The organism is Methylobacterium sp. Leaf465, assembly GCF_001424705.1.
Taxonomy (GTDB): Bacteria; Pseudomonadota; Alphaproteobacteria; order Rhizobiales; family Beijerinckiaceae; genus Methylobacterium.
In genome coordinates, this window is record NZ_LMRA01000045.1 from 46,252 (window position 1) to 73,080 (window position 26,829).

Annotated in this window: 23 protein-coding genes; 15 read left to right on the forward strand and 8 right to left on the reverse strand. The window is 72.1% G+C overall.

Annotated elements, in window-relative coordinates:
• Positions 1-26 precede the first annotated feature (26 nt).
• On the reverse strand, positions 27-491 hold the full coding sequence (locus ASG51_RS18750; RefSeq protein WP_244480196.1) for a DUF1489 domain-containing protein: 465 nt from the start codon (positions 489-491) through the stop codon (positions 27-29).
• Positions 492-573: 82 nt separating this feature from the next.
• Positions 574-1,698: a hypothetical protein gene (locus tag ASG51_RS18755; protein WP_056382423.1), complete on the reverse strand. Its 1,125-nt coding sequence runs from the start codon at positions 1,696-1,698 to the stop codon at positions 574-576.
• Positions 1,699-1,846: 148 nt separating this feature from the next.
• Between ASG51_RS18755 and ASG51_RS18760 the strand changes: the two genes are divergently transcribed.
• From ASG51_RS18760 to ASG51_RS18780, 5 genes are all read left to right on the forward strand, one after another.
• Positions 1,847-3,073, forward strand: coding sequence for an MFS transporter (locus ASG51_RS18760; protein ID WP_082514120.1), 1,227 nt, complete (start codon positions 1,847-1,849; stop codon positions 3,071-3,073).
• Positions 3,074-3,133: 60 nt separating this feature from the next.
• A complete protein-coding gene (locus tag ASG51_RS18765; protein ID WP_056217196.1) occupies positions 3,134-4,276 on the forward strand; it encodes an MlaE family lipid ABC transporter permease subunit in 1,143 nt (380 codons plus the stop codon).
• Positions 4,277-4,401: 125 nt separating this feature from the next.
• Positions 4,402-5,124 (forward strand): ABC transporter ATP-binding protein, encoded by a 723-nt coding sequence (locus ASG51_RS18770; protein WP_347379762.1) that lies wholly within the window; start codon positions 4,402-4,404, stop codon positions 5,122-5,124.
• 68 nt (positions 5,125-5,192) lie between these two features.
• On the forward strand, positions 5,193-6,275 hold the full coding sequence (locus tag ASG51_RS18775; RefSeq protein WP_056217193.1) for an MlaD family protein: 1,083 nt from the start codon (positions 5,193-5,195) through the stop codon (positions 6,273-6,275).
• Positions 6,276-6,384: 109 nt separating this feature from the next.
• Positions 6,385-6,972, forward strand: a complete 588-nt coding sequence (locus ASG51_RS18780) for an ABC-type transport auxiliary lipoprotein family protein (protein ID WP_244476276.1) — start codon at positions 6,385-6,387, stop codon at positions 6,970-6,972.
• Positions 6,973-7,000: 28 nt separating this feature from the next.
• On the opposite strand, the gene ASG51_RS18785 is transcribed toward ASG51_RS18780, so the two are convergent.
• The 3 genes from ASG51_RS18785 to thiE all read right to left on the reverse strand — a co-directional run bounded on the left by ASG51_RS18785 (position 7,001) and on the right by thiE (position 9,263).
• A complete protein-coding gene (locus ASG51_RS18785) occupies positions 7,001-7,630 on the reverse strand; it encodes an XRE family transcriptional regulator (RefSeq protein WP_056382424.1) in 630 nt (209 codons plus the stop codon).
• A gap of 86 nt (positions 7,631-7,716) precedes the next feature.
• Positions 7,717-8,523 (reverse strand): bifunctional hydroxymethylpyrimidine kinase/phosphomethylpyrimidine kinase, encoded by an 807-nt coding sequence (thiD, locus tag ASG51_RS18790; RefSeq protein ID WP_056217182.1) that lies wholly within the window; start codon positions 8,521-8,523, stop codon positions 7,717-7,719.
• Between the two features lie 29 nt (positions 8,524-8,552).
• Positions 8,553-9,263 (reverse strand): thiamine phosphate synthase, encoded by a 711-nt coding sequence (gene thiE, locus ASG51_RS18795; RefSeq protein ID WP_056382427.1) that lies wholly within the window; start codon positions 9,261-9,263, stop codon positions 8,553-8,555.
• A gap of 155 nt (positions 9,264-9,418) precedes the next feature.
• Between thiE and ASG51_RS18800 the strand changes: the two genes are divergently transcribed.
• The 6 genes from ASG51_RS18800 to ASG51_RS18825 all read left to right on the forward strand — a co-directional run bounded on the left by ASG51_RS18800 (position 9,419) and on the right by ASG51_RS18825 (position 15,649).
• Positions 9,419-9,982 (forward strand): sugar O-acetyltransferase, encoded by a 564-nt coding sequence (locus tag ASG51_RS18800; RefSeq protein ID WP_056382429.1) that lies wholly within the window; start codon positions 9,419-9,421, stop codon positions 9,980-9,982.
• A gap of 158 nt (positions 9,983-10,140) precedes the next feature.
• The gene (locus ASG51_RS18805) at positions 10,141-11,139 is read left to right on the forward strand and encodes a hypothetical protein (protein WP_056217172.1); all 999 of its coding nucleotides are present in this window, start codon (positions 10,141-10,143) and stop codon (positions 11,137-11,139) included.
• A 154-nt stretch (positions 11,140-11,293) separates the two neighbouring features.
• A complete protein-coding gene (nadA, locus tag ASG51_RS18810) occupies positions 11,294-12,319 on the forward strand; it encodes a quinolinate synthase NadA (RefSeq protein ID WP_056269690.1) in 1,026 nt (341 codons plus the stop codon).
• Positions 12,316-13,860 carry an L-aspartate oxidase gene (locus tag ASG51_RS18815; RefSeq protein WP_056382432.1) on the forward strand — a complete coding sequence of 515 codons (1,545 nt, stop codon included), beginning with the start codon at positions 12,316-12,318 and terminating at the stop codon, positions 13,858-13,860. Before nadA ends, ASG51_RS18815 begins: the two co-directional genes overlap by 4 nt.
• 68 nt (positions 13,861-13,928) lie before the next feature.
• Positions 13,929-14,792, forward strand: coding sequence for a carboxylating nicotinate-nucleotide diphosphorylase (nadC, locus tag ASG51_RS18820; protein WP_056269696.1), 864 nt, complete (start codon positions 13,929-13,931; stop codon positions 14,790-14,792).
• Positions 14,793-14,983: 191 nt separating this feature from the next.
• Positions 14,984-15,649, forward strand: coding sequence for a L,D-transpeptidase (locus ASG51_RS18825; protein ID WP_056217160.1), 666 nt, complete (start codon positions 14,984-14,986; stop codon positions 15,647-15,649).
• Between the two features lie 71 nt (positions 15,650-15,720).
• Here the strand turns inward: ASG51_RS18825 and ASG51_RS18830 are convergent, their stop codons facing one another.
• A complete protein-coding gene (locus ASG51_RS18830; RefSeq protein ID WP_056382434.1) occupies positions 15,721-16,068 on the reverse strand; it encodes a DUF6460 domain-containing protein in 348 nt (115 codons plus the stop codon).
• A gap of 332 nt (positions 16,069-16,400) precedes the next feature.
• Between ASG51_RS18830 and ASG51_RS18840 the strand changes: the two genes are divergently transcribed.
• From ASG51_RS18840 to pdeM, 3 genes are read left to right on the forward strand one after another with little or no spacing between them, the layout of a single operon-like run.
• A complete protein-coding gene (locus tag ASG51_RS18840) occupies positions 16,401-17,363 on the forward strand; it encodes an alpha/beta hydrolase (protein WP_056382574.1) in 963 nt (320 codons plus the stop codon).
• Complete coding sequence (locus tag ASG51_RS18845) at positions 17,360-19,891, forward strand: ligase-associated DNA damage response DEXH box helicase (protein WP_056382575.1); 2,532 nt, start codon at positions 17,360-17,362, stop codon at positions 19,889-19,891. Before ASG51_RS18840 ends, ASG51_RS18845 begins: the two co-directional genes overlap by 4 nt.
• 43 nt (positions 19,892-19,934) lie before the next feature.
• The gene (pdeM, locus tag ASG51_RS18850; RefSeq protein ID WP_056350395.1) at positions 19,935-20,648 is read left to right on the forward strand and encodes a ligase-associated DNA damage response endonuclease PdeM; all 714 of its coding nucleotides are present in this window, start codon (positions 19,935-19,937) and stop codon (positions 20,646-20,648) included.
• Between the two features lie 129 nt (positions 20,649-20,777).
• Here pdeM and ASG51_RS18855 read toward each other — a convergent pair whose 3' ends face one another.
• Together ASG51_RS18855 and ASG51_RS18860 are read right to left on the reverse strand one after the other, a co-directional pair.
• Entirely contained in the window at positions 20,778-21,215 is a 438-nt protein-coding gene (locus tag ASG51_RS18855) for a DUF3429 domain-containing protein (RefSeq protein ID WP_056217143.1), read from the reverse strand.
• A 162-nt stretch (positions 21,216-21,377) separates the two neighbouring features.
• Positions 21,378-24,728 carry a tetratricopeptide repeat protein gene (locus tag ASG51_RS18860; RefSeq protein ID WP_056382438.1) on the reverse strand — a complete coding sequence of 1,117 codons (3,351 nt, stop codon included), beginning with the start codon at positions 24,726-24,728 and terminating at the stop codon, positions 21,378-21,380.
• Between the two features lie 284 nt (positions 24,729-25,012).
• On the opposite strand from ASG51_RS18860, the gene ASG51_RS18865 reads away from it, so the two are divergent.
• Entirely contained in the window at positions 25,013-26,800 is a 1,788-nt protein-coding gene (locus ASG51_RS18865) for an acyl-CoA dehydrogenase C-terminal domain-containing protein (protein ID WP_056382440.1), read from the forward strand.
• Positions 26,801-26,829: the final 29 nt, after the last annotated feature.

Genomic DNA, 26,829 nt, shown 5'->3' on the forward strand with positions numbered 1-26,829 from the left:
GTTTTTCCGTCGCGGACCGGCGCGCGTCAGATCAGGCCGAGGCCGGCGAGTTCGCGGCGCAGGGATTCCGGCATCTCGGCGAGCCCGCCCGCCGTGCGGGCGTCGAGGTCGGCCGGCGCATCCTCCGCCTTCAGGTAGCGCCAGCCCTGGAACGGCCGGCAGGGACGCGGCGACACGGCGGTGACGTCGGGCTGCAGGATCAGCCGGCAGCGGCCGATCCCGTCCGCATCCGTGAACGGCGTGATGGCGGTGATGGACTGGCGGCACAGCAGCGTGCCCTTGATGACCCAGTAGATCGAGCCGCGCCCGACGATCTCGGCGGCGCGGGTCGGCACCATGCGGGTGGTGTGCACCGGGGCGGGATCGCGCCCCTCGCGCAGCGCCGCCGCGCGGGTGTGGGCGATGCGCGCCTCGAGATCGCCGATGCTGGCGGGACCGACGCAGAGCTTCAGCAGGTGCAGGGTTTGGGCGGCGGGCATGAGGGCGGGCATGGCGGCGTTGTAGCAGCCGCGCCGCAGCCGCGCGCCTCCTTCCGTGGACGGCGCGACCCCGCGCCGCTCACGGGTTCGGTCCTCAGGAGAAGAGCGCGCGCTTCTCGTCCTCGGACAGCGCATCGATCTCGGCGAAGGCCGTCGCGATGTCGGTCTGCGCCTGCTCCGAGACCCGGATCGTCGCCGTCGGCAGCGTCTCGGGCAGATCCCCGGCCGGATCGGCCTCGTCTTCACCCGTCGGGCTCGGCTCGGCCTCGGGCTCCTCCGGCGCGACCATCGCCTCGGCCGCATCCGGGGCCGCGGGCTCGGCCGCTTCGGAGACAGCGAAGGCGGCCTCGCCGGGCGAGGGCGCGTCCTCGGCGTGCGGGTCGTCCGCGCGCGCGGACGCCTCCGGGGGCGCCGTCGCGGAGGCGCTGTCCGCCAGGGCGTCGGTCGCCTCCAGGAAGACGATGTCGTCCTCGGCGGACGGGTCGTCCGACAGCGGCGCCCGGGCGAAGGCCACGGGCGGCACCGGCTCCGCGGACGATCCGTCCATGTCGATGTAGCGGTCGACGTCGCTCTGGCAGAGATCGGCCTGAACCTCCGGCGCGCTCGACCCCCCGGGGCCCGCCGGGACCGGATCGAGGGCATCGCCCCAGATCGCCATCATGGCGGCGAGGCGCTCCTCGAGGTAGCGCAGGGTGTGGATGATGCGCGCCGTGCGCTGGGCGGTGAGGTCCTGGAACGAGCAGGCGGTGTAGATGGCGGTGGCGCGCCGGTCGAGCTCGTCGCAGATCGCGGCGTCGGAGCCGGATTCCCGCAGGGTCCAGGCGGCCTCCTGCACGTGCTCGGCGGCGCTGAGGATATCGGAGGTCGCGTTCTCGGTGGAGCGCACGATGGCGTCGAGGGCCGCGGAGGCGCCGCCGAGCCGGCTCTGATCCTGCTCGGGTGCGTTGATGGCGGCGATCTCGGCCTTCGTGCGGGCGATGGCGTGGGCCATGTCCATGAGGTCGCCGCGCACGCGCCCCATCTGGCTGCTCTCGCGATCGCGGGTGACCACGCTCTCCAGGCGGGCGATCGCGTCGAGGAGGATCCCGGTGTCGCTGGTGCGGTTGCGGCGGAGATAGGCGTCGAGGAACCAGCGACCGCGCTCGCTCTCGGTCATCGCCGCTTCGATGCGATCGTATTCCGAGATGTCGAGGGACGTCAGCGAATGGGAACTCGACATCAAGTACGTGTCCTTGGCCGCGGGGGCCGGCACGCGATGGCCGGGTCCAAGCCGTCTCAGGTTGACAGGATCGTTTTAACGCCGGCTTTACGCAGCGTCCGCCTGACGCGACGTTCCCACAGGCCCCCCTCGTCCCAGTCCGGTCGCTGTGTCTGACCCTTCTCCTGCTCCCCCGGAGCCGAACGCCTTTCGGCTCTCGGTGCTCTACGCCGTCGTCTTCGTCGAGATCGGCATCGCCATGCCGTTCATGCCGGTCTGGCTCAACGCCCTCGGGCTCGACGCGGCCGTCATCGGCGCCCTGCTGGCCCTGCCGATCGCGATCCGCATCGTCGCCACCGCCCCCCTGGTTGGGCTGATCGACCGGGGGATCGCCGCGCCGCGGATCCTGCTCGCCGGCAGCTTGGTCCTGGCCGGAACCTACGGGCTGATGCCCACGGGCGCCGCCCTCGGCTGGCCCGTGCTCGCCCTCCTCATCGCGCTGAATGCCGTCGCGGCCGCCCCCCTGGTGCCCAGCATCGACTACCTCACCCTGGGGGCCGTGCGCCGGAGCCGCCGGCTCGACTACGCGCGGATCCGGATGGCCGGTTCCATCGGCTTCCTCCTCGCCAACTTCGCCGGCGGCGCCGCCCTCGGGGCGATGGGCGAGCGCCTCGCCGTGCCCCTCCTCCTCACCGTGCTGGCGCTGATCGCCGCCGGGGTCGTGGCGGCGGCCCGCATCGACGCGCCCCCGGTCCCGCCCCGCCACCCCGAGGCCGGCCGGCCCGCCCTGCCCCGCGTCCTGTGGTTCTCGATCGGGGCGGCGGCCCTGATCCAGTCGAGCCACGCGGCGATCTACGCCTTCGGGAGCATCCACTGGAGCACCCACGGCATCGCCCCTGCGTGGATCGGCACCCTCTGGGCCATCGGCGTCGCCTCCGAGATCCTGCTCTTCGCCGTGGTCGGCCGCCTGCCCGCGCGCTGGCGCAACCCCTTCGTCCTGCTCGGCCTCGGCGGCGGTGCCGCCCTCCTGCGGGCGTTCGGCATGGCCGCGTTCGGGGATCGCCTCGGGGCGGTGATCGTCCTCCAGGTCCTGCACGGCCTCACCTTCGGGGCGACGCAGCTCGGCGCCATGGCGGCGGTGTCGCGCTTCGCCCCGGACGGCGCCCGCGGGCGGGCCCAGGGCACGGTCAGTTCCGCGGGCGCCCTCGCCTCGGCCAGCGCCACCCTGATGACCGGCGCCGCCTACCAGGCCGGGGGCGGGCCTCTCGCCTTCGTGTTGATGGTGCCCCTGGCCGGCCTCGGCTTGTGCCTCGCGGCACGCGCCGCGCAGGCCGCCCGCGCGTTCAGCCTTCACAGCACCACGATTGTGGGTCAGGGGGCAGGACAACCCGATTAACCTTGACCGTCCGGTAACCCGGATCGGTGTACCGTGACCGCGGCATGGAGTGCGGCGTCATTGGCTAGAGCCGAGATCAGGACCCTTCCGGAAGCTGCCGACGCCGCGATCCTCGCGGGCGGTCGCGTCGGCCTGTCCGGACGCTGGACCGCCGACCAGGGCGCGGCCGTGGAGGTCGCCGCCGCGCGCATCGCCGGCAGCGCCGCCGGCACGGCCCTCCTCGTCGATCTCAGCGGGGTCGCCCGCCTGGACACCCTCGGCGCCTGGGTGCTGGAGCGGACCCGCGCGGAGATCGAGGCCGCCGGCGGGCGCCTGGCCTATGCGGGCGCGACGCCCGAGCACCGCATCCTTCTGAGCGAGGTGAAGCTGCGCCCCGCCGAACCGCCGCCGCCCCGGCGCGGCCGCCTCTTCGGCTTCCTCGACGATCTCGGGCGGCGCGTGGTCGGCGCGAAGTCGGATTTCGTCACTGGGCTCGCCTTCTTCGGCGAGGTCGTCACCGCCTGCATCCGGGTCGCGGCCCGCCCCGGCACCTTCCGGGGAACCGCCCTCGTCAACCAGATCGAGCAGGTCGCCTTCCGGGGCGTGCCGATCATCGTGCTGATCTCGTTCCTCGTGGGCGGCATCGTCGCCCAGCAGGGCATCTTCCAGCTCCAGCGCTTCGGCGCCCAGAGCTTCGTCGTGAACCTGATCGGGCTCCTGATCCTGCGCGAACTCGGCGTGCTGCTCACCTCGATCATGGTGGCGGGGCGCTCCGGCTCGGCCTTCACGGCCGAGATCGGCTCGATGCGGATGCGCGAGGAGGTCGACGCCCTGCGGGTCATGGGCCTCGATCCCATCGAGATCCTGATCGTCCCGCGCATCCTCGCCCTGGTGATCGGCCTGCCGATCCTGACCTTCCTCGCCTCCCTGGCGGCCCTGGCCGGCGGCGGCCTCACCGCCTCGCTCTACGGCGGCATGACCGTCGACGCCTTCCTGGCACGCCTGCAGGCCGCGGTCTCGCTGCACCACGTGGCGGTGGGGCTGATCAAGGCGCCGTTCATGGCGCTCATCATCGGCATCATCGCGACCATCGAGGGCTTCGCCGTGGAGGGCTCGGCCGAGTCCCTGGGCCGCCACGTCACGGCCTCAGTCGTCAAGTCTATCTTCATGGTGATCGTCCTCGACGGATTGTTCGCCGTCTTCTTCGCTGCGATCGATTTCTGAGGCTCGGCCCGAACGTGTCCGCCCCGCACCCGCAGACGAGCCTCAGCCATCCGGCGCCCGCGGTCGCGCCGGAGCCGATCATCCGCGTGCGCGATCTCGTGGTCGGCTTCGGCAGCAAGATCGTGATGAAGGGGCTGAACCTCGACATCCGGCGCGGCGAGATCCTGGGCTTCGTCGGCCCCTCCGGCCAGGGCAAGTCGGTCCTGACCCGGACGATCCTCGGCCTCGTGCCGAAGCGGGCCGGCACCATCGAGGTGTTCGGCGAGGACGTGGACGGCCTCACCGTGACCCGGCGGCGCCAGATCGAGCAGCGCTGGGGCGTGCTCTTCCAGCAGGGCGCGCTGTTCTCGGCGCTCACCGTCAAGCAGAACATCCAGATGCCGATGCGCGAGCATCTGAACCTGTCCGACCGCCTCCTCGACGAGTTCGCCCGCCTGAAGATCGAGATGGTCGGGCTGAAGCCGGATGCCGCCGACAAGCTGCCCTCCGAACTCTCCGGCGGCATGATCAAGCGCGCGGCCCTCGCCCGCTCCCTCGCCCTCGACCCCGAGATCCTGTTCCTCGACGAGCCGACCTCGGGCCTCGACCCGATCGGCGCCGGGGAGTTCGACGAGCTCGTGGCGACCCTGAAGCAGACGCTGGGCCTCACCGTCTTCATGGTCACCCACGACCTCGACAGCCTCTACACCGCCTGCGACCGCATCGCGGCCCTGGGCGATGGCCAGATCATCGCGCAGGGCACGATCGCGGAGATGCTCGCGAGCGACCATCCCTGGCTGCGCGCCTACTTCCACGGCAAGCGCGGGCGCGCGGTCGTCTCGCCCGGCACGTCTCATGCGCCGGCCTGACGCCCGCCGCCCATGGCGTGCCGCCGCGCACCGCCCGCGCCCCACCCCGTCAAGGTATTGCTGATCCGATGGAGACTCGTGCGAATTACGCGCTGATCGGCGCCTTCACCCTCGCGGTCCTGGTGGCGGCCTTCGGCTTCGTGTTCTGGCTGCAGGGCGGGTCCCGGAGCCAGGTCCGGCAGGCCGTGCGCATCGTGTTCTCCGGCAGCGTCGGCGGGCTCGCCAAGGGCTCGACCGTGGCCTTCAACGGCATCAAGGTCGGCGAGGTCATGGACGTGCGCCTGCTGCCGCAGGACCCGCGCCGCGTCGTCGCCATCGTGGAGGTCGAGCGCACCACGCCCCTGCGCGCCGACACCCGCGCCCGCCTCGATTCGGCGATGCTCACCGGCGTCTCGACGATCTCCCTGTCGGGCGGCAACGCCGACGCCCCGGCCCTGACGCCGGGCTCGGGCGACCAGATGCCGACGATCTTCGCCGACAGCTCCGACATCCAGGACATGATGGCGGCGGCCAAGCAGATCGCCCAGCGCGCCGACGACGTGCTCCAGCGCCTCGACAAGGTGGTGGCCGGCAACGAGGGCGCGATCACCCGGACCCTGGCCAACGTGGAAACCTTCTCGAAGACCCTCGCGGAGGCCGGGCCGGCGGTGAGCGGCCTCGTGAAGGCGATCGACGGCCAGAAGCTGAATCGCGTGATCGACAATGCCGAGCGGTTTTCGAGCGCCCTCGCCGCCGGGAGCCCGGACATCGAGGGCGCCCTCAAGGACGCCCGGTCCCTGGCGGCCAAGCTCAACGCCTCCGCCGACCGCGTCGATGCCGTCCTGAAGGGGGCCGAGGGCTTCCTCGGCTCGGCCTCCGGCTCGGCCGGCACCAGCACCTTCACCGAGGTGCGCGAGGCGGCGATCTCCGTCCGCGACGCCGGGCGGGCCTTCCGGACCCTCTCCGAGAACCTCGACAAGCGGACCTCGAACATCGCCACCAGCTTCAACCGCCTGAGCGGCACCGGACGGCGCGAGGTGGAGGCGCTCTCGACCGACGGCCAGCGCACGCTCAACACCCTGAACCGCACGGTGAAGAGCCTCGAGCGGGATCCGTCGCAGGTCATCTTCGGCGGCAAGCCATCGTTGCCGGAATACAACGGTGGTCGTTGAAGCAACCGCTCCCCGGCCATGCGTGCTGCGGCGCACGGCAACATTCCGGACTTGAGTTAGTTTACCGCCACGCTGTGCGTCAGTGCGGCGACGGGTTTCCGGAATGCGTATGACACTTCACCAGACGGCCCCCGCGCTCGTCGCGATGCTTCTCGCCACCGGCCTCGGCGGCTGCGGCGGCGGCGCGGTGCCGCTCACCTTCGATCTCGCCGCGCTGCCCCCCAGCGGGCGGGCCGTCGGCGCGGCTCGGTCGTTCAGCGTGGCCGAGCCCGTGGGCATCCAGCCCTTCGAGGCGGACCGCATCATCGTGCGCGAGCCGGGCGGAGCCCTGTCCTTCCTCGGCGGCGGCCAATGGGCCGACCGCCTGCCGCGCCTGATCCAGACGCGGCTGATCCAGAGCCTGGAGAATTCCGGCCGCCTGAAGTCGGTGAGCCGCCCGGGCGACAAGATCGTGTCCGACTACCAGCTCATCAGCGAGATCCGGGCCTTCGACATCGCCGCCGGTTCCGGCGAGGCGGTGGTCGACATCTCCGCCAAGATCATCGCGGAGGGCACGGGCAAGGTGATCGCGGCGCGGATCTTCACCGCCCGCGTGCCGGTGCAGAAGGTCGATGCCGGCACCGCCGCCGTGGGCCTCGATGCCGCGCTGGCGCGGGTGCTGGGCGAGATGGTGGCCTGGGTGAATTCCGGCCGCTGAGGCTCGCGGGGCCGACGCCCTCCCGGCCTCATTCCATCACGGCCGCCTTCATGATGACGACCATGATGGCCTTGGCCGGCTCCGGCCCGACGCAGCGCACGGTGTGCGGCCGGTCGCAGCGGTAGCGCAGGGTCTCGCCGGCCCGGGCGCGCTGGACGGTGCCCGCGACCTCGACCTCGAGCAGCCCCGACGTCACCGTCAGCGATTCCACCGAGCCGCGCTGGTGCGGGTCGGAATCGAGCACGCCGCCCGGATCGGCGGTGAGGTCGTACCATTGCAGCCACTCGACGGTCTTGATCCAGCCGATGATGGCGAGGCGGACCCTGCCGTCGTCCGAGACCAGGATCGGCGTATCGGCGCGGGAGGTCTTCTCGATGAAGGGCTCCTCGTCGCTCGTCGCGAGCACCCGCTCGATCGAGACGTCGAGGGCCTGGCTCAGGCGCCAGATGGTGGCCAGGGTCGGGTTGGTCTCGTTGCGCTCGATCTGGCTGATGATCGACTTGGCCACCCCGGACTGCTCGGCCAGCTCCGACAGCGACAGGTTGTAGGCCTTGCGCAGGCGCTGGATCGTCTTGCCGAGCTGCCCGGAGAGCACCTGCGCCCCGGTAAGTATGTCCCGCTGCCGCCCGCGCTCGGGCGTCGTCACCTGGTCGTCCATCTGTTCCGAGATCCGCGCGTCCGTTCCGTTAACCGGACGCTTGTGCGGTACTTCAAACGCAAACGGCGGGGCGACGCAAGGCGCGGTCAGACCCAGAGGGCATGGAAATGGTGCACCGGGCCGTGGCCGTGCCCGACGGGAACACCGTCCGCCCCCGCGATGGCGGCGGAGACGTAGCGCTTGGCCTGCGCGACCGCCTCGACCATCGGCAGGCCCCGGGCGAGGCCCGCCGCCACGGCCGACGACAGGGTGCAGCCGGTTCCGTGGGTGTTGCGGGTGCGGATGCGCGGGGCGGCGAAGCGCCGGAGCGTGCCGTCGCCGCGCATCAGGTGGTCGACGCTCTCGTCGCCCTCGCCGTGGCCGCCCTTCACCAGGACGGCCCTGGCCCCGATGGCGAGGAGGCGGCGCCCCTGGGCCACGGCGGCGTTCTCGGTCTCGGCGGTGGGTTCGCCGATCAGGGTCGCGGTCTCCGGCAGATTGGGGGTGACGAGGTCGGCCAGCGGCAGGAGGTGGCGGCGCAGGGCCTCCACCGCGGCCTCCGAGATCAGCCGGTCGCCCGAGGTCGCCACCATCACGGGATCGAGCACGATCGGGATCCGGCCCGCGTGGCGGGCGAGGCCGGCCGCCACCGCCTCGATTGTGGCCACCTGCGACAGCATCCCGATCTTCACCGCCCCGACGGCGAGGTCGGAGAACACGCTGTCGATCTGCGCCGTCACGAAATCGGCCGGCACGTCGTGGATGGCCTGGACGCCGCGGGTGTTCTGCGCGGTCAGGGCGGTGACGACGCTCGCCCCGTAGACCCGCAGGGCCGCGAAGGTCTTCAGGTCGGCCTGGATGCCGGCCCCGCCGCTCGAATCGGATCCCGCGATGGTGACGGCGATGAAGGTCATGGCTTGGAGATCCCGGCGTTTTCCGCAGCTTAGGCCGCGACGCCCCGCGCGGCGAGGGCCGAATCGACCCGGAAGCGCAGGTCGCGGGCGCGCCCGGCCACCGACTCGCCGGAAAAGAGCGAGGAGATCACCGCGATCCCGTCGGCCCCGGCCTCGATGACGGCCGCCGCGTTGCTGGAATCGATGCCGGCGATCGCCCCGAGGGGGAAGGCGGCGCCGCGGGCGAGGCGCCCCCGGAAGACGATGCGGGCGAGGCCGTCGAGCCCCACCGGCGGGTCGGGATTGTCCTTGCTCGTCGTCGCGAACACCCCGCCGATGCAGGCGTAGTCCACCGGCAGGCGGTAGAGCTCGTCGGCCTGGGTGCCGGTCTTCAGGGTGAGGCCGATGATCGCCTCGCGGCCGAGCAGGCGGCGGGCCTCGGCCGGGTGCAGGTCGCTCTGCCCGAGATGCACGCCCTCCACGCCGGCGGCGAGGGCGAGGTCGACCCGGTCGTTGATCAGGAGCGGCACCCCCGTGCCCGCCAGCGCCGCGTGGATCGCCCGGATGCGGGCCAGGGCCGCCCGGGCATCCGCGATCGCCTTCTCCCGGTACTGCAGGAGCGTGCACCCGCCCTGCACGGCCTCCGCCGCCATCGCGGCGAGGCGCGCGCCGTCGGTGCCGGAGACGCCGGTATCGAGGAGGCCGTAGAGCCGCAGGTCGACCGGCCGGCCCCGTCCGATGGCTTCGTCCCGTCCGATCACGCTGCGTTTCCCCGGTTCCGTCGCTGGTGTGCCGCACTGTAGGGCTGCGCCGCCGCGATCGGAAGCTCCGGCACGGGCGGAGCTTTCCGGCGCGGTGTCGCGTTGCCACCCCCGAACCCGACCGCCAGCCAGCCAGACAGGGACACGCTCCGCGCATGGACCGCACGCAGAAGCAGAAGATGCTCGCCGGCGAGATCTACGATCCCGACGACCCGGAGCTTCACGCCGACAGCCATGCCTGCAAGGTCTGGATGCAACGCTACAACGCGGCCCTGGCGGAGACCCCCGCGATCCGCCGCGACCTCCTGCGCGAACGCCTCGCCGCGGTGGGCGACGGCGCGGTGATCCGGCCGCCGTTTCACTGCGATTACGGGCTGCACATCAGCCTGGGCGCCCACGTCTTCCTGAACTTCGGCTGCGTCATCCTCGATTGCGCTCCGGTCAGCATCGGCGACCGCACCCAGATCGGGCCCGGCGTTCAGATTCTCACGCCGGACCATCCGCGCGAGCCCGGTCCGCGGGAGGCCGGCCTCGAATTCGCCCGCCCGATCCGGATCGGCCGCAACGTCTGGATCGGCGGCGGCGCGATCCTGCTCCCCGGCATCACCGTGGGCGACCACGCCATCATCGGCGCCGGCAGCGTCGTCACCCGCGACGTTCCCGAGGGCGCCACGGTGGTGGGCAACCCCGCCCGCCCGCTGCCCCGCAGCCAGCCCTGAGGCGTCCGCCCCGATCCCGACTCGGGGCGTATGCACCGATACCCCCCTTGGGACGAATGCGCCGCGGCGGTTTTTCCACATTCATCACGCCGCCGCGATGTGCCATGAGCAGGGGTAGGCAAGGCGGACCAGACGGATAGCGGCGGGGATCGGGGCGCGTGACCACGGCGGAGGAGACCCAGCGGGATTCGGAGGGGGCGCTCTCCAATCCCTCCGCCGTCGGGCTCGTGGCCGTCATCGTCGCCGCCACCGACGGCGAGCCGCGCGCCCTCACGGTCCAGGTCGGAGGCCAGGCCAGGGGCCGCTCGGACGGCCTCCCGGCGGGGCCCCTGGTGCCCGAGCACCCGACGCTGGAGCGCGGCCTGCGCGCCTGGGTCGAGCGCCAGACCCACCAGCGCCTCGGCTACGTCGAGCAGCTCTACACCTTCGGCGACCGCGACCGGCAGGGTGACGATGCCGGCGGCCTGCACTCCCTGTCGGTGGCCTATCTCGCCCTGGTGCGCGAGGTACGTCCCGGCGGACTGGCGGAGGCCTCCTGGCGCAACTGGTACCGCTACCTGCCCTGGGAGGATTGGCGGGAGGGCCGGCCCGAATCCCTCGGCGAGATCGAGACCCAGCTCCTGGCCTGGGCCGAGCAGGCCCCCGACCCGAAGCTGCGCCGCCGGCGGGAGGACCGCCTCGGCCTGACCTTCGGCCTCTGCGGCGGCGCCTGGAACGAGGAGCGGGTGCTGGAGCGCTACGAGCTTCTGTTCGAGGCCGGCTTGATCCCGGAGGCGCAGGGCCAGTCCGGCGAGGCCCGCGAAGACGACCTCGCGATCACCGGCCAGCCCATGGCCCTCGACCATCGCCGGGTGCTCGCCACCGCGATCGGCCGCCTGCGGGGCAAGATCAAGTACCGCCCGGTGGTGTTCGAGCTGATGCCCCCGACCTTCACGCTCTTCCAGCTGCAGCGCACGGTGGAGGCCCTGTCCGGCACCAACCTGCACAAGCAGAACTTCCGCCGCCTCGTGGCGCAGCAGGGTCTGGTGGAGGAAACCGACGACGTCACCAGCGGCGCGACGGGTCGCCCGGCCCGCCTGGTGCGCTTCCGCCGCGAGGTTCTGCTGGAGCGCCCGGCCCCGGGCTTCCGCCTGCGCCCGGTCCGCCGCCCCGCCTGACCCCCCTGCCGGACCCGAATGACATTCGCGGTGCAGCGTCATTTTCGCATCGCAAAAACGTTATGCTCAAACCCTGTATATCTGGACAAGGCGATCGGGGCCGCCTACGTTAGTCGGCACAATGCTCAGTTTGAGCATAAGTGAGGACGCGTCAATGGCGGCGACCAGTCTCCCGATCGGCCCGGCTTCCCGAGGCCTTCCCGCGGGCTTTCCCCTGCCGGACATCTACGCCCGCGTGAGCCGTCACGTGCCGGCGATCGAGTGGCCCGCCCTGGCCGAGGACGTCGCCGCGATCCTCGAACTGAAGAAGACCCGCAACGCCGTCATCCTGGCCCACAATTACCAGGCGCCGGAGATCTTCCACACGGTGGCGGACATCGTCGGCGACAGCCTGGCGCTGGCCCGCGAGGCCGTGACCGTGGATGCCGACGTCATCGTGCTCGCCGGCGTCCACTTCATGGCGGAGACGGCCAAGCTCCTGAACCCGGGCAAGACGGTGCTGATCCCCGACAGCCGGGCCGGCTGCTCCCTGGCCGACTCGATCACGGCGGCGGACGTGCGCGGCCTGCGGGCGAAGTACCCGGGCGTTCCGATCGTCACCTACGTCAACACCTCGGCGGCGGTGAAGGCCGAATCCGACCTGTGCTGCACCTCCGGCAACGCCGTCGAGGTGGTGCGCTCGCTGAACGCACCGCGCGTGCTGATGATCCCGGACGAGTTCCTGGCGCAGAACGTCCAGGCGATGGTGCCCGAGGTCGAGATCCTGACCTGGGCCGGCCATTGCGAGGTGCACGAGCAGTTCACCCCCGCCGACATCCGCGAGGTGCGCGAGAGCTATCCGGGCGTCACCGTCATCACGCACCCGGAATGCCCGCCGGAGGTGGTCGCCGAGGCCGACTTCTCGGGCTCGACCGCGATGATGATGAACTTCGTCCTGGAGAAGCGGCCCAAGCAGGTGGTGCTCGTGACCGAGTGCTCCATGGGCGACAACATCGCGGCGGCCAATCCGGACATCGAGTTCATCAAGCCCTGCAACCTGTGCCCGCACATGAAGCGCATGAGCCTGAAGAACATCCGTCACGCCCTGGAGACCATGACGGAGGAGGTCACGGTGGAGCCCGCCCTCGCCGAGCGCGCCCGGATGGCGGTGGAGCGCATGCTCGCGGTGCGGACGCGATGAACGCGCACGCCCCGATCTCCTTCGCGCTTCCGGGCTCGGACCGGATCATCGTGGTCGGCGCCGGCATCGCCGGCCTCGCCACGGCCCTGCGCCTCGCGCCGCGCGCCGTCACCCTGGTCACCGCCGCGCCCCTCGGGTTCGGCACCGCCACCGGCTGGGCGCAGGGCGGCATCGCCGCCGCCATGGGGAGCGACGACGCGCCGGCCCTGCACGCCGCCGACACGGTGGCGGCGGGGGCCGGGCTGACCGAGGCCGACGTGGCCCTGCGCGTCGCCGAGGCCGGCCCCGGCCTGATCGACTGGCTCGTCGGCCTCGCGGCCCCCTTCGACCGGGACGCCGCCGGCGCCCTCGCCCTCGGCCTCGAGGCGGCACACTCCCGCCGCCGCATCGTCCGGGCCGGCGGGGATTCCACCGGCCGGATGGTGCTGGAAACCCTGGTCCGGGTTGTCGCGCGCACGCCCTCCGTCACCATCCTCGTGGCCTCGGCCCGCGACCTGATGCGGGATGTCCGCGGCGCCGTGGCCGGCGTGGTCTGCGAGCGCGACGGCGTGCGCTTCTCCCTGCCGGGCCGCGCCGTCGTTCTGGCCACGGGCGGGGTCGGGGCGCTCTATGCCTCGACCACCAACCCGCGGGGGGCCACCGGGCGCGGCCTCGCCCTGGCGGTCCGGGCCGGCGCCGTGCTGCGCGACATGGAGTTCGTGCAGTTCCACCCCACCGCCATCGCCACCGGCGCCGATCCGATGCCCCTGGCCACCGAAGCCCTGCGCGGCGAGGGGGCGCGGCTGATCGACGAGACCGGCGCGCCCGTCATGGCGGGCATCGCCGGGGGCGATCTCGCCCCGCGGGACGTGGTGGCGCGGGGCATCTTCCAGGCGCAGGCCCGCGGCGCGCGGGTCTTCCTCGATTGTCGCGGCGATCTCGGCGCCCGCATGGCCACGCGGTTTCCCACGGTCGCCGGCCTCTGCGCCGCGGCCGGCATCGATCCGCGAATCCAGGCGATCCCGGTCCGGCCGGCCGCGCACTACCACATGGGCGGCGTGAAGGTGGACGCGACCGGCGCCAGCACCGTGCCGGGCCTGTTCGCCTGCGGCGAGGTCGCCTCGACCGGGCTGCACGGCGCCAACCGGCTCGCCAGCAACTCGCTGCTCGAAGCGATGGCCTTCGCCCCGGCGATCGCCGAGGCCGCCTCCGCGGTCCCGGCCCCGGGCCAGGCCCGCGCCGAGGCCGCGACGCCCCGAAGCGAGGGCGACCCCGACGCCCTGCGCACCGTAATGGAGCGGCAGGTGGGCGTTGTGCGCGCGGCGGACGGTCTCGCCGAGGCCGTGCGCCACCTCGCCCCGGCGGCGCGGGGCGGCTGCGACGTCGCCCTGACCGGCCTCGCCATCGCGGCCTCGGCCCTGTCGCGGCGGGAGAGCCGCGGCGCGCACTGGCGCAGCGATCATCCCGCCCAGGAGGCGCCGGTACATACCGAGCTGGCGCTGTCCGACCTCTGGGCGATGGCCGAGGCGGTCGCGCCCGGCCGGGCCGTCGCCGCCGCCTGAGCCTCGCGAACCCGGTCCGGTCCCCAGGGGCGGGGCCGGCCCTCGTCCTCCATCCCGGAAGCTGGACCATGTCCGATCCCTCAGAGCTGCCTCCCCTGCCCCGCCTGATGGTGGAGCCCATCGTCCGCGCGGCGTTGCTGGAAGACCTCGGCCGGGCCGGCGACATCACCACCGACGCCATCGTGCCGGCCAGCGCCCGCCTGGAGGGCGTCATCGCCGCCCGCCAGGACGGGGTGATCTCCGGCGTCGACACCGCGATGATCGCCTTCGGGCTGATCGATCCGAGCGTCGCCGTCACGGTGGAGCGGGGCGACGGCACCCGGGTGAAGCCGGGCGACGTGGTGATCCGCCTCGCCGGCCCGGCCCGGGCCATCCTCACGGCCGAGCGCGTCGCCCTCAACCTGCTGTGCCGCCTATCCGGCGTCGCCACCGCGACCGCCTCCCTCGTCGAGGCGGCCCGGCCCCACGGCAAGGCCCGCATCGTCTGCACGCGCAAGACGACCCCGGGCCTGCGCGCCCTGGAGAAGCACGCGGTGCGCGCCGGGGGCGGCTCGAACCACCGCTACGGTCTCGACGATGCCGTGCTGATCAAGGACAACCACGTCGCCGTCGCCGGCGGCATCGTGCCGGCGATCACGCGCGCCCGGGCCTATGCCGGCCACCTCGTGAAGATCGAGGTGGAGGTCGATACCCTGGAGCAGCTCGCGCAGGCGCTCTCGGTGAAGGCCGACGCGGTGCTCCTCGACAACATGTCCCCGCAGCAGCTCACGGAGGCGGTGGCGATGATCGACGGGCGGGCCATCGCGGAGGCCTCGGGCCGGATCAACCGCGACACCGTGGGCGCGGTGGCGGCTTCCGGCGTCGACCTGATCTCGTGCGGCTGGATCACCCACAGCGCGCCGATCATCGACCTCGGCCTCGACGCCGTCTGAGGGACGCCCGCACGGCCAAGGTGCCACGGTGTTGCCATGAAATCACGACGCGGCGGCAAGCGTCGTTGCAGTGCGAATTCGGCTTGGCTTTGAAGCGTGAGCGTTTACGTCTTGGGCACACTTCGCACCGTAACGTGCGTCAAGTTTTCCAAGTCGTCTCCACAGACTACGTTCGCCTTTGAGAGGCTCCGATGCGCCGTTTCGCCCCCGCCCTGACCGGGCTCGTCTGCGCGCTGGGCGCGTGGGCGTCGCCCGCCGCCGCCTACGAGATCGACCCGCTCACCCGTCAGCCGCTGGATAACGCCCTGGTCATCCGGGTGCGGCCGCAGAACGAGCCCGTCGCGCTCCCCACCGCCAACGCCTCCCTGCCCGTCGCCGACCCGATGGCTCCGTCCTCGGCCGTGCCGCAGATGTCGGCGATCCAGCGCGAGGAAGTCGCCTATGCCGGCGGCTACGCCCCGGGCACCATCGTGGTCTCCACCGGCGAGCGTCGCCTCTACTACGTGCTCGGCGACGGCAAGGCCCTGCGTTACGGCGTCGGCGTCGGCCGCCCGGGCTTCACCTGGGGTGGCGTGCAGACCATCACCATGAAGCGCGAGTGGCCCGATTGGCGTCCCCCGGCCGAGATGCTGCGCCGCCGCCCCGATCTGCCGCGCTTCATGAAGGGCGGCATCGAGAACCCGCTCGGCGCCCGCGCCATGTATCTCGGCAACTCGATCTACCGCATCCACGGCTCGAACGAGCCGGAGACGATCGGCACCGCCGTGTCCTCGGGCTGCATCCGCATGACCAACGACGACGTGGCCGACCTCTACACCCGCGCCAAGGTCGGCGCGAAGGTCATCGTCCAGCGCTGAACGCGCCGTACGCGTCCTGACTTTCCCGAGGGGCCGGTGGACACACCGGCCCCTTTCTCGTGGGCGACGCGCTACTTCGACACCGCGAAGAAGCGGGACAGGAGCCAGAGGGGCACCACCACGACCGCGCCGGCCAGGATCCAGCGGCCGAAATCGTGGAAGGTGGCGAGACCGAGGTCGATCAGGGTCCGCACCGCGTCGTAGGCGTGCCAGAACAGCAGGCCGGGGGTGACGCCGAGGGTCGCCATCACGGCGCCGACCAGCACCGACAGGAACAGGAGCTTCATGAAGACGGCGGCGGGCGAGCCGCCGAGGAAGCGCCGCAGGGCCGAGCGCCGGCCCTGCTCCGGGATCGGTGCGCCGGCATAGGGCTGCCCCCCGTAGGGCGGCGGGCGGCGCGGATCGTGGTCGAGCGTCATCGGGTCCTATCCTTGGCCATGTTCTTCGCCGTGTCCTTGGCCGGGTTCTTGGTGGTGTTCTTGGCGGTGTTCTTGACCGTGCTCTCGGCCGGGTCTTCGGGCCGTGCCCTCGGGGCGGGCGGTGCCGCCTCTCAACCCGGCGAACCCGGCGGAACCGTGACGCGGGCGACACAGTTTGCACGAAACACGACACATGCGAGAGCGTTCGGCGTTTTCGCACGGGGGACGGATGGCACCGTCGCGTGCAGGGTCCCATCTTAACGATGCGATCTGCGTCGTCCCCGACCGCCCCTCGCCCCGCAGACTGACCCGTCCATGAAACGAACCGCTCCATGATCGACCACGCCCTGTTCGATCCGGCGATGATCGACCCCGAGACCCAGCGCCTGAACGCCGAGATCGTGGCCGCGCATGCCGCGCAGGCGGATCCCTGGTCGATCCCCATCACCGAGGTCCGGGCGCGCCGCCGCCAGGGCACGCAGGCCTCGCCGGCCATGCCGCGCAGCGCCCGGGCCGAGATCCTGACCATCGACGGGCCCGCCGGCCCCCTGCAGCTGCGCGTCATCCGCCCCGATGCGCGGAAATGGTCGAAGCTGCGCGGCGCCTACCTGCACATCCATCGCGGGGGCTGGGTCTGGGGCTCGGCCGACGAGCAGGACCCGTGGCTGGAGCGCATCGCGGACGTCTGCGGCTTCGTCTGCCTGTCGGTGGAGTATCGCCTCGCGCCCGAGCACCCCTACCCGGCGGCCCTCGAGGATTGCGAGGCCGCCGCCCTCTGGCTCGCGGGTCCCGGCCGGGCCGAGTTCGGCATCTCCGCCCTGACCATCGGAGGCGAATCGGCCGGCGCGCAGCTCGCCGTGATGGTGCTGCTGCGGCTGCGCGACAGGCACGGCCTGCCCCGCGCCTTCCGGGGGGCGAACCTCAATGCCGGCTTCTTCGACCTCGGCCTCACCCCGAGCGTGCGCAACTGGGGCGACGAGCGCCTGGTGGTGAACACCCGGGACCTCACCAACTTCGCCAACGTCTACGTCCGCGAGGGCATCGACCGGCGCCGGCCCGACGTCTCCCCGGTCTATGCCGACCTGAAGGGCCTGCCGCCGGCCCTGTTCACCGTGGGCACCCACGATCCGCTCCTCGACGACACGCTGTACATGTCGGCCCGCTGGGCGGCCGCCGGCAACGGCGGACACACGGCGATCTATCCGGGCGGCTGCCACATCTTCGTGCGCTATCCCGGGGCGATGACCGAGCGGGCGCTGGAGCTGATCGACCGCTTCCTGATGGCCCTGGCCTGAGCAAGCGCGCGGTCGCATCCCCGCTGCCGGAACGCTTCGCCGCGTGGTTCGCCGCGCGCGGCTGGACGCCCCGGCCCCACCAGCTCGAACTCCTCGACATCGTCGGGGGCGGCCGCTCGGCGCTCCTCGTGGCGCCGACGGGCGCGGGCAAGACGCTGGCGGGCTTCCTGCCGAGCCTCACGGCCCTGGCGGCGCGGCCGGCGTCGGCGAAGCCGCGGGGCCTGCACACCCTCTACGTCTCGCCCCTGAAGGCGCTGGCCGTCGACATCGCCCGCAACCTCGATGCGCCCATCGCCGAGATGGGCCTTCCCGTCCGCGTCGAGACCCGCACCGGCGACACGCCCTCGCACAAGCGCACCCGCCAGATCGCGCGACCGCCCGACATCCTGCTGACCACGCCGGAGCAGCTCGCCCTGCTCATCGCCCATCGCGAGGCGGCGGACCTGTTCGCCGGCCTGTCCTGCGTCGTCCTCGACGAGTTGCACGCCCTCGTCACCTCGAAGCGCGGCGACCTCCTGTCCCTGGCGCTCGCGCGCCTGCACCGCCTCAGCCCCGGGCTCACGGCCATCGGCCTCTCCGCCACCGTGCGCGAGCCGGACGAGCTGCGACGGTATCTCGTTCCGCAACACCCCCCCTCCTCCACCGAAGCGGAAGAGGGCGGCCCGGCCATGGCCGAGCTCGTGGTGGTGAAGGGCGGCGCCGCCCCCGACCTCCACATGCTGGAGACCGGCCTCACCCTGCCCCTGGCCGGCCATACCGCCTGGCAGGCGATGCCGGCGATCTACGACCTGATCGGGCGGCACCGCACCGTGCTGGTCTTCGTCAACACCCGGCTCCAGGCCGAGTACACCTTCCAGGAACTCTGGCGCATCAACGACGCCAACTATCCCATCGCCCTGCATCACGGCTCGCTCGATGCCACCCAGCGCCGGCGGGTCGAGGCCGCCATGGCGGCGGGCCAGCTGCGGGCGATCGTCTGCACCGCCACCCTCGACCTCGGCATCGACTGGGGCGACGTCGACCTCGTGGTGAATATCGGCGCCCCCAAGGGGGCGAGCCGGATCATGCAGCGCATCGGCCGCGCCAACCACCGCATGGACGAGCCGTCGAAGGCCTATCTCGTGCCGGCCAACCGGTTCGAGATGCTCGAGTGCCAGGCCGCCCTCGACGCCGTGGAGGCCGCCGCCCAGGATACGCCCGACGCCCGCCTCGGCGCCCCCGACGTGCTGGCCCAGCACGTCCTCGGCATGGCCTGTGCCGATGCCTTCGACGCGGTGCAGCTCTACGCCGAGATCGTCTCGGCCGCCCCCTACGCCACCCTGTCCTGGGAGGATTTCGAGGCGGTGGTCGATTACGTCGCCACCGGCGGCTACGCCCTTCGGGCCTACGAGCGCTTCGCCAAGATCCTGCGCGGGCCGGACGGCCTGTGGCGGGTGCGGGATGCCCGCATCGCCCAGCAATACCGGATGAACGTCGGCACTATCGTCGAATCCGCCAAGGTGAAGGTCCGGCTCGCCCGCGGCGTGCGCGGCAAGCCGGGCGCGATCCTGCCCCGCGGTGGCCGGGTGCTGGGCGAGATCGAGGAAGACTTCGCCGACACCCTGACGCCGGGCGACACGTTCCTGTTCGCCGGCGAGGTGCTGCGCTTCGAGGGCCTGTCCGAGGACGAGGCCCTGGCGACCCGCGCGGGGCCGGGCACCGACCCGGCGATCCCGTCCTATGCGGGGGCGAAGTTCCCGATCTCGACCTTCCTGGCGGCGCGGGTGCGTGCCCTGATCGCCGATCCGTTCGAATGGGACCGGCTGCCGCGCCAGGTTTCGGACTACCTCCTGCAGCAGCGGACCCGCTCGGTCCTGCCCGGTCCCACGGGACTGCTGGTGGAGACCTTTCCCCGCGCCGGGCGCTACTACCTGACGGCCTTTCCCTTCGAGGGGCGGCTCGCGCACCAGACCCTCGGCATGCTGCTCACCCGCCGCCTGGAACGGGCGCGGATGCGGCCCCTGGGCTTTGCCGCCAACGATTACGGCATCGCCATCTGGCTCAACCGCGATGTCGGCGAACGCATCGGCCGGGAACCGGACTTCCTCGAGACCCTATTCGCCGAGGACATGCTGGGCGACGACCTCGAGGCCTGGCTCGACGAATCCGCCATGATGAAGCGCACCTTCCGGCAATGCGCCGTGATCGCCGGGCTGATCGAGCGGCGCTATCCCGGCCAGGCCAAGACCGGCCGGCAGGTCACGATCTCCACCGATCTGGTCTACGACGTGCTGCGCAAGCACCAGCCGGACCACCTCCTGCTCAAGGCGGCGCGGCAGGATGCGGCAACCGGACTCCTCGACGTGAAGCGCCTCGGTATGATGTTGAGGCGCATCCAGGGGCGAATCATCCACAAGGCGCTCGATCGCGTCTCGCCGCTCTCCGTCTCCGTGATGCTCGAGATCGGGCGCGAACGGGTCTACGGCGAGGGCGCCGACGAGATTCTGGCCGAAGCCGAGGCGCAGCTGCTCGAAGAAGCGCTGGCCTGAGCGCGTGGTGAAACGCCCTGCCCCGAACGCAGAGGACGCGGTTTTGGCGCTCGGCCAGAGACTTGAGAAGACCATCCGGGCCCCCGGCCTGACCCTCGCCGGCGAAACCCTCGCCCTCGACCTCTGCGGCGGCCTCTGGCTCGCCCCGCACCGCACCCTGGTGGTGTCCGACCTCCACCTGGAGAAGGGCTCGGCCTATGCGGCTCGCTCCGGGCAGTTCCTGCCGCCCTACGACACCCGCGAGACCCTGGCCTGCCTGCACGAGGTGATCGCGCGGCTCGACCCCGCTTGCGTCGTCGCGCTGGGCGATTCCTTCCACGATTCCCGCGGACCGGAGCGCATGGAGCCGGGCGACCGCGCCATGGTGGCGGCCCTGCAGGAGGGGCGCGACTGGGTCTGGATCGCCGGCAACCACGACCATGCGGTCAGCGAGGGCGTCGGCGGCCGCTACGCCGAGACGCTGACGGTGGGCGCCCTGACCCTGCGGCACGAACCGACCGTCGATGCCCCGGAGGGTGAAGTCTCCGGCCACCTGCATCCCTGCGGAAAGGTCGCGATGCGCGGGCGGGCCGTGCGCCGGCGCTGCTTCGTCACCGACGGGCGCCGGCTGATCATGCCGGCCTTCGGCGCCTATGCGGGGGGGCTCAACGTGCGCAACGCCGCCTTCGAGCCGCTGTTTCCGGCCGGCTTCACGGCGCACCTCCTCGGCGACGGCCGCGTCTTCGCCATCGGCAAGGCGATGCTGAGCAAGGACTGAGCCTCTCTCCGGCCGAGACTTCCGGCGTTTTCAGTGCGCCGGTCCCCTCTCCTTTCGGGAGACGGGGCCCGTTCCCAGCAAGCCAAGCGAAGCGATCGACCGGACACGGTGCGAGGAGCCAAACGGGATTCAGGCCGCGATGAGCAGCGAGACCCCGGCGACCCCCGACAGGGCCAGGCGCAGGCGGCCGAGCCAGACCGGGACGAGGCCGCGGCGCGGCAGGTCCTGATCGATGAGGCCCCAGGCCAGCACGAGGATGCCGAGGATGCGCAGATCCCAGGGCATCGGGGCGGCGAGGGCCGCCCAGGCGATCAGCGAGGGCAGGATCGCGATGGCGTAGTCCGCGCCGCCCGAATTGCGCGCGGCCGCCGCGCCCCAGCGGATGCCGCCGAGGAACGATGCGATGACGGCGCCGTAGGTGGAGAGCATGAGGCGGGGGCTGAGGCCGATGGTGCCGAGGCCGCCATCGGAGCCGCTATAGGCGAGGAGGGCGAAGCCCAGGAACGGAATCAGCCCGGCGATCCCCAGGATCAGGGCGGCCGGTGGAACCGTCGTCACGCGCGCCATCGGCTCTCCGCTTGTCGGGCCGCCCGATGGAGGCGACCTGCGCTTCGAAATGGGTCACCCGATCACGACGGTCCGGCGATCACCGCTGCGACAACGCCGGGAACCGGGGGTTCGGCGCAAAAGCGGGAGGGCGTCAGAAGCTCGCATCCCCCGCGCGGCCGCTCAGATCCGGCGGGCCGGCGGAACGTTGCCGGAGGGCGGCGCCGCACCGAGCAGGCTCATTGAGTTCTCGGTGGGCAGCGGGGCCGGGATCTCGTTGGCCACGGGCTCCGGCACCTTAGGCTTGAAGGCCGTGACCTGCGCCCGCGCGGCACCCAGGGCTTTCGCGTCGAGCTTCGAGGCGACGTCGTCGCGCTTCTTCGCGGCGTCCTCGTCGCCCTGCGCGGCGGCGGCCGAGAACCACAGGAAGGACTGTCCGAGATCCTGCTGCACGCCCATCCCCCGGGCGTAGAGAACCGCGAGGTTGTACTGGCTGTCGCGGACGCCGAGCTCGGCCGCGCGCTTGAACCAGAGGGAGGCGGTGGCGAAGTCGGGCTTGCCGCCGGCCACCGGGTTCTCGGCGTAGATCACCGCGAGGTTGTGCATGGCGCGGGCATTGCCGAGTTCGGCGGCACGGCCGTACCAGAGTTTCGCCTGAGCCAGGTCGCGGGTCACGCCGACGCCCTTCTCGTACAGGCTCCCGAGCTTGTACTGCGCCGGCGCGAAGCCGCTGGCGGCGATCTGCTCGAACACCTTCACGGCGAGCGCCGGGTCGCGCGTCATGCCGCGCCCTTCGGCCGCCCGCATGCCGAGGTCGTAGGCGGCGGCGCCGTCGCCGCCGAGGGCGGCCTGGCGCAGCTTCACCAGGTTCGGCGGCACCGTTGCGAGGTCCGCGGTCAGTCCGGCCATCGTCGTCACGCGCGGCACCGCGGACCGAGCGGCCACGGCCGGCACCGTGCCCTTGGCGGGCGGGCTTTCGGAGAGACTCTGCGTCGTCTGCGGATCGGCCGGGGCGGGCGGCGCGCCCTTCGCCTCCGGCGCTTTGGCGTCCTGGGTCGTGGCGTCCGGCTGTTTGGCGGCCGCCTCGGCTGGGGGGCCGGCATCGGGTGCCGCCGCCGCGATGTCGGCGGGCACCGAGCGCGTCGCGACCGGCTCGGTCCCCGATGACGCGGTGTCCGCGGTCCGGCGGGCGGTCACGGCCTGGAGAGCGCCGAGCAGGAGCACCACTGCGGCGAGGCCGAGGAGGAGCGGTTTGCGGCGGCGGTCGATGCCGTCGCGGAAGCGCGCGAGGCGACCGTCGCGGCGCGCGGCGTCGGGACCGGTGCGGACACCGTCGCCCTCCTGCGCCTCGGCCTGCCCGGCGGCCTCTGCCTGCGCCGCCTGCGCGGCACGTCGGGCGGCGGCGATGAAGCTGGTCTTGATGTCGCTGTCGGCCGCGCCCGCGGCCTCGCTCGCCTCGACCCGGCTGCCCGGGCGCTCACGGCCGGGGCGGCCGGCGCCCGGCTCCAGCGGAAGATCGGGACCCGAGACCAGGGGGCGTTCGGTCCGGGCCGCATCCGGCCGGCGCGACGGTGCCCCCCCGGCGAGATGCTCGGCGCCCGGCTCCCGGAGGGACTCCTTGGCCGTGTCCCGCGACGCCAGATCCCGCGCCAGCATCTCCCGGGCCAGGATGTCCTTCGCGGACGCGTCCCGCGGGGTCCGGGCGCCGGTCAGGAGGGCGGCATCCGTGTCGCCGGTGCCGATCCGGCCGACCAGGCGCTCCAGGGCGGAGTAGACCCCGGTCAGCGTCGATTGCATCCGCTGCTCGGAGGCGACCTGATGCGCGCGCAGATCCGCGAGGCTGGCCCGCAGGAGAGCGACTTCGCCGGTCTCGGCGGCCGCGCCCATGGTCTCGGCGACCGCGTTGCGGGCGGCGCGCTCGACGGCGGCCTCCATCGGCGCCTCGGCCCGCAGGGCCGAGACCTGGTCGAGGAGGTCGGTCATGGTGCGCTCGAGCCCGGCCAGGGCCGGATCGGCGTCCCGGGTGTCGATGCGCTCGGCCAGCGCCAGGACCTGCTGCTCCAGGGCGTCGAGGCCCTCGTCGCGGGGACCCTCGCCCGTGCCGATGCGATCGAGCTTGACCGTCAGCTCGTGCAGCATGCCGTGGATCGAGGCGAGGTTCTCGTCGGGCAGTGCCGGCCGGCGCAGGGTCGCGCCGATGTCTTCGAGGCGTCCGATCAGGTCGCCCACGGGATTGATGCTGACCCGGTCGACCTTCTCCGACAGGGCATCGATCCGGTGCAGGATGACGTCCGAATCCTGGTGGGCGGCCATGGGGCCCGCGCCGCGCAGGGCGTCGAGCTTGGCGCCCATCTCCTGGATCTGCTCGCCGATGCCGGCCTCGGCGTTCGAACGCAGGCCGATCCGGATTTCCTCCAGCAGGGGGCGGAGCTCCGCCATGCTGGCGGTCTCGCCGGGCATGCCGGCCTGGAGCTGCGAAATCTGGGTGCTGATGGCCTGGAGGCCGTTGGCGAGGCTCTGGATCCGCTCGGGTCCGGCGAGGGCGCCGATCAGGCGGCGGATCTCGTCGAGCTCCCGGAACAGCCCCGCGACCACGTCCTGCTCGGCGATGCCGGAGGGCGCGCCCTGGAACGTGCCGTTCATCTTGGCGGCCAGGCGCTCGACATCGGCGGCGACGCGGGCGTGAACGTTGTCGGCGACGTCCTCGGCCAGGCGCTCGACCTGCACACGGATCGCCTCGATGGGGGCCGCGATGGCAGCGAGGTCGCCGGGGGCCTGCGCCTTCTCGACACCGGCCGCCAGGGTCTGCATCGCCGTCTCCAGCGCGCCGACGTCGCGGCTGCTGGCGAGGCTGCCGATCGATTCGCGCAGCCGCACCGTCTCGCTCTGGAGCTCGGCGATGACGGGGGCGGCCAGGGTCGGGGCGGCGTTCGAGACCGGGGCCGGGGCGGCGGCCTGGGCGGGCGCGGCGGGCGTACCGTCCAGTTCGCGCTGGCGCTGGCGAATCTCCGTGACCGCGTCGCGGATCTCGGTCACGACCGGGCGGCCGCGGCGGCCGAGGGGACGGGGCGCGGCCAGTTGCGCGCCGATCTCCGTCATCCGGCGCTCGATCTCCGCGAGGCGCTGGGCCATCTCGGAGGGCGGCGGGCTGGCCGGCTCGACCTTCGGGGCGGCGGGCGCCGGCGGCACGGGCGCCTCGGCGCCGATGCGCTGATCGATGCCGTCCAGGCGACGCATCATCTCGGTGAGGGCCGCGTTCTTGCCGGTCGGCCCGGTGGGCGCGGCGCTCGAAGACCGGACCTCGACCGGCGCCGGTGCGGAGGCGACGGGGGTCGGCTCGGCCGGTGCGACCGGGGCCGGCTGCGGTTGCGCGCTCCGTGATTCGGGTTCAGCCTTGTCCGCGAGCGCTCGGGGATCGACGATGGAGGCGATCCAGGTCTCGACCGGAATGCCGGCGCGGCGGGCGACATCCCGTGCCGCTTCGAGAACGTCCGGATCGAAGCCTTCGAGGTCGAGCGTCGCGTTGCGTGTCATCGTCCAACCTGACCCGGCGAAGTCCATGGTTCGATCCGCGAGCGCCCCCCGCCACACGAAAAGCGAGGGAGGGGTTAACGGCAGATCCGTCCGCCCCGACATTTGGTAGTCTTGGTAAACAGGCGGTTAAGGCCTGACCGATTGGTGGCGGATGACCGATTCCCGTTGGCACCCCGCGCGCCCCCCTTTCGTCCGCCGCGGATTAGTTTATATGTGAACCATCAGGTGCGCCGGCGGCCGGAAGTCCGACCAGGAACGCAACCGTTTCCGGGAGATGATGCGCGATGCCCAGCTACAAGGCACCGGTCGAGGACGTCCTGTTCCTGCTGAACGACGTGCTCGGGTTCCACCGCTACGACAACCTGCGCGGCTTCTCGGACGCCTCTCCCGACGTGATGGAGGCGGTGCTCAACGAGGGCGCCAAGCTCGCCGAGACCGTCCTGGCCCCCCTGAACGCCGTCGGCGATCGGGAAGGCTGCACCCGGCATCCGGACGGGAGCGTCACGACCCCGCAGGGCTTCAAGGCCGCCTACGACGCCTATGCGGGCGGCGGCTGGATGGGCCTGTCGATGCCCGAGGCCTATGGCGGGCAGGCCCTGCCGCACACCCTGAACACCGCGATCCAGGAATTCGCCTCCGGGGCCAACCTCGCCCTCGGCATGTATCCCGGCCTGACGCAGGGCGCGATGGCGGCCCTCCTGGTGCACGGGTCGGAAGAGCAGAAGGCGCTCTACCTGCCGAAGATGGTGGAAGGGGCCTGGACCGGCACCATGAACCTGACCGAGCCCCATTGCGGCACGGATCTCGGCCTCCTCAAGACCAAGGCGATGCCCAACGGCGACGGCTCCTACAGCCTGACCGGCACCAAGATCTTCATCTCGGCCGGCGAGCACGACCTCTCCGAGAACATCATCCACCTCGTCATCGCCCGCATCGAGGGCGCGCCGGCCGGCACCAAGGGCATCTCGCTCTTCGTGGTGCCGAAGGTCCTGGTGAACGCCGACGGCTCGCTGGGCGCGCGCAATCCCGTCTCCTGCGGCTCCCTCGAGCACAAGATGGGCATCCACGGCAATTCCACCTGCGTGATGAACTACGACGGGGCGAAGGGCTGGCTCGTCGGGCAGGAGAATCGCGGCCTGAACGCGATGTTCGTGATGATGAACGAGGCCCGCCTCGCGGTGGGCGTCCAGGGTCTCGGACAATCCGAGGTCGCCTACCAGAACGCCGTCGCCTACGCGAAGGACCGGCTTCAGGGCCGCGCCCTCACCGGCGCCAAGGCGCCCGAGAAGGCCGCCGACCCGATCATCGTCCATCCCGACGTGCGCCGGACCCTGATGGGCATCCGCGCCTTCAACGAGGCCGCCCGCGCCCTCGTGCTCTGGACCGCCCTCCAGGCGGATATCGGCCACCGGTCCGACGACGCGACCGAACGGCAGGCCGCCGAGGACCACATGGGCCTGATGACCCCGGTGGTGAAGGGCGTGCTGACCGACCGGGGCTTCGCCAACGCGGTCGAGGCCCAGCAGATGTTCGGCGGCCACGGCTACATCGAGGAATGGGGCATGTCGCAGTTCGTGCGCGATGCCCGCATCGCGATGATCTACGAGGGCGCCAACGGCATCCAGGCCATGGACCTCATCGGGCGCAAGCTGCCCAAGGACGGCGGCCGGGCCATGATGAGCTTCCTCGGCGAGGTGCAGACCTTCCTCAAGGACCACGGCGAGGACGAGGGCATGACGCCCTACGTCGCCCCCCTCCAGGCCGGGCTCAACGACCTGCAGGGCGCCACCATGTGGTTCATGCAGAACGCCTTCACGAAACCCGACAATGCGGGGGCCGGCGCCACCGACTACATGCACCTCCTCGGCCTCGTGGCCATGGGCTACATGTGGGCGCGCATCGCCAAGGCCGCCCTGGCCCGCCAGGCCGAAGCCGCCTCGGACGCCATGGCCGCCAAGCTGGTGGTGGGCCGCTTCTACATGGAGCGGATGCTGCCCGAGACCGCGACCCGGCTGGTGCGGATCAAGGCCGGCGCCGAGACGACGATGGCGCTCGGCGCCGAGGCGTTTTAGACCGGGACGACCGCGATCCGAAGACGCCG

Excerpts from the sequence above, each read along its gene's own strand:
- ASG51_RS18825 (WP_056217160.1), top strand. The coding sequence starts at position 14,984 with ATGCGCCGTTTCGCCCCCGCCCTGACCGGGCTCGTCTGCGCGCTGGGC.
- ASG51_RS18770 (WP_347379762.1), top strand. The coding sequence starts at position 4,402 with ATGAAGGGGCTGAACCTCGACATCCGGCGCGGCGAGATCCTGGGCTTC.
- ASG51_RS18840 (WP_056382574.1), top strand. The coding sequence starts at position 16,401 with ATGATCGACCACGCCCTGTTCGATCCGGCGATGATCGACCCCGAGACC.
- ASG51_RS18800 (WP_056382429.1), top strand. The coding sequence starts at position 9,419 with ATGGACCGCACGCAGAAGCAGAAGATGCTCGCCGGCGAGATCTACGAT.
- nadC (WP_056269696.1), top strand. The coding sequence starts at position 13,929 with ATGTCCGATCCCTCAGAGCTGCCTCCCCTGCCCCGCCTGATGGTGGAG.
- ASG51_RS18750 (WP_244480196.1), bottom strand. The coding sequence starts at position 491 with ATGCCCGCCCTCATGCCCGCCGCCCAAACCCTGCACCTGCTGAAGCTC.
- ASG51_RS18775 (WP_056217193.1), top strand. The coding sequence starts at position 5,193 with ATGGAGACTCGTGCGAATTACGCGCTGATCGGCGCCTTCACCCTCGCG.
- ASG51_RS18865 (WP_056382440.1), top strand. The coding sequence starts at position 25,013 with ATGCCCAGCTACAAGGCACCGGTCGAGGACGTCCTGTTCCTGCTGAAC.
- ASG51_RS18780 (WP_244476276.1), top strand. The coding sequence starts at position 6,385 with ATGACACTTCACCAGACGGCCCCCGCGCTCGTCGCGATGCTTCTCGCC.
- ASG51_RS18815 (WP_056382432.1), top strand. The coding sequence starts at position 12,316 with ATGAACGCGCACGCCCCGATCTCCTTCGCGCTTCCGGGCTCGGACCGG.
- ASG51_RS18855 (WP_056217143.1), bottom strand. The coding sequence starts at position 21,215 with ATGGCGCGCGTGACGACGGTTCCACCGGCCGCCCTGATCCTGGGGATC.
- thiD (WP_056217182.1), bottom strand. The coding sequence starts at position 8,523 with ATGACCTTCATCGCCGTCACCATCGCGGGATCCGATTCGAGCGGCGGG.
- ASG51_RS18785 (WP_056382424.1), bottom strand. The coding sequence starts at position 7,630 with ATGGACGACCAGGTGACGACGCCCGAGCGCGGGCGGCAGCGGGACATA.
- ASG51_RS18830 (WP_056382434.1), bottom strand. The coding sequence starts at position 16,068 with ATGACGCTCGACCACGATCCGCGCCGCCCGCCGCCCTACGGGGGGCAG.
- ASG51_RS18860 (WP_056382438.1), bottom strand. The coding sequence starts at position 24,728 with ATGACACGCAACGCGACGCTCGACCTCGAAGGCTTCGATCCGGACGTT.
- nadA (WP_056269690.1), top strand. The coding sequence starts at position 11,294 with ATGGCGGCGACCAGTCTCCCGATCGGCCCGGCTTCCCGAGGCCTTCCC.
- ASG51_RS18755 (WP_056382423.1), bottom strand. The coding sequence starts at position 1,698 with ATGTCGAGTTCCCATTCGCTGACGTCCCTCGACATCTCGGAATACGAT.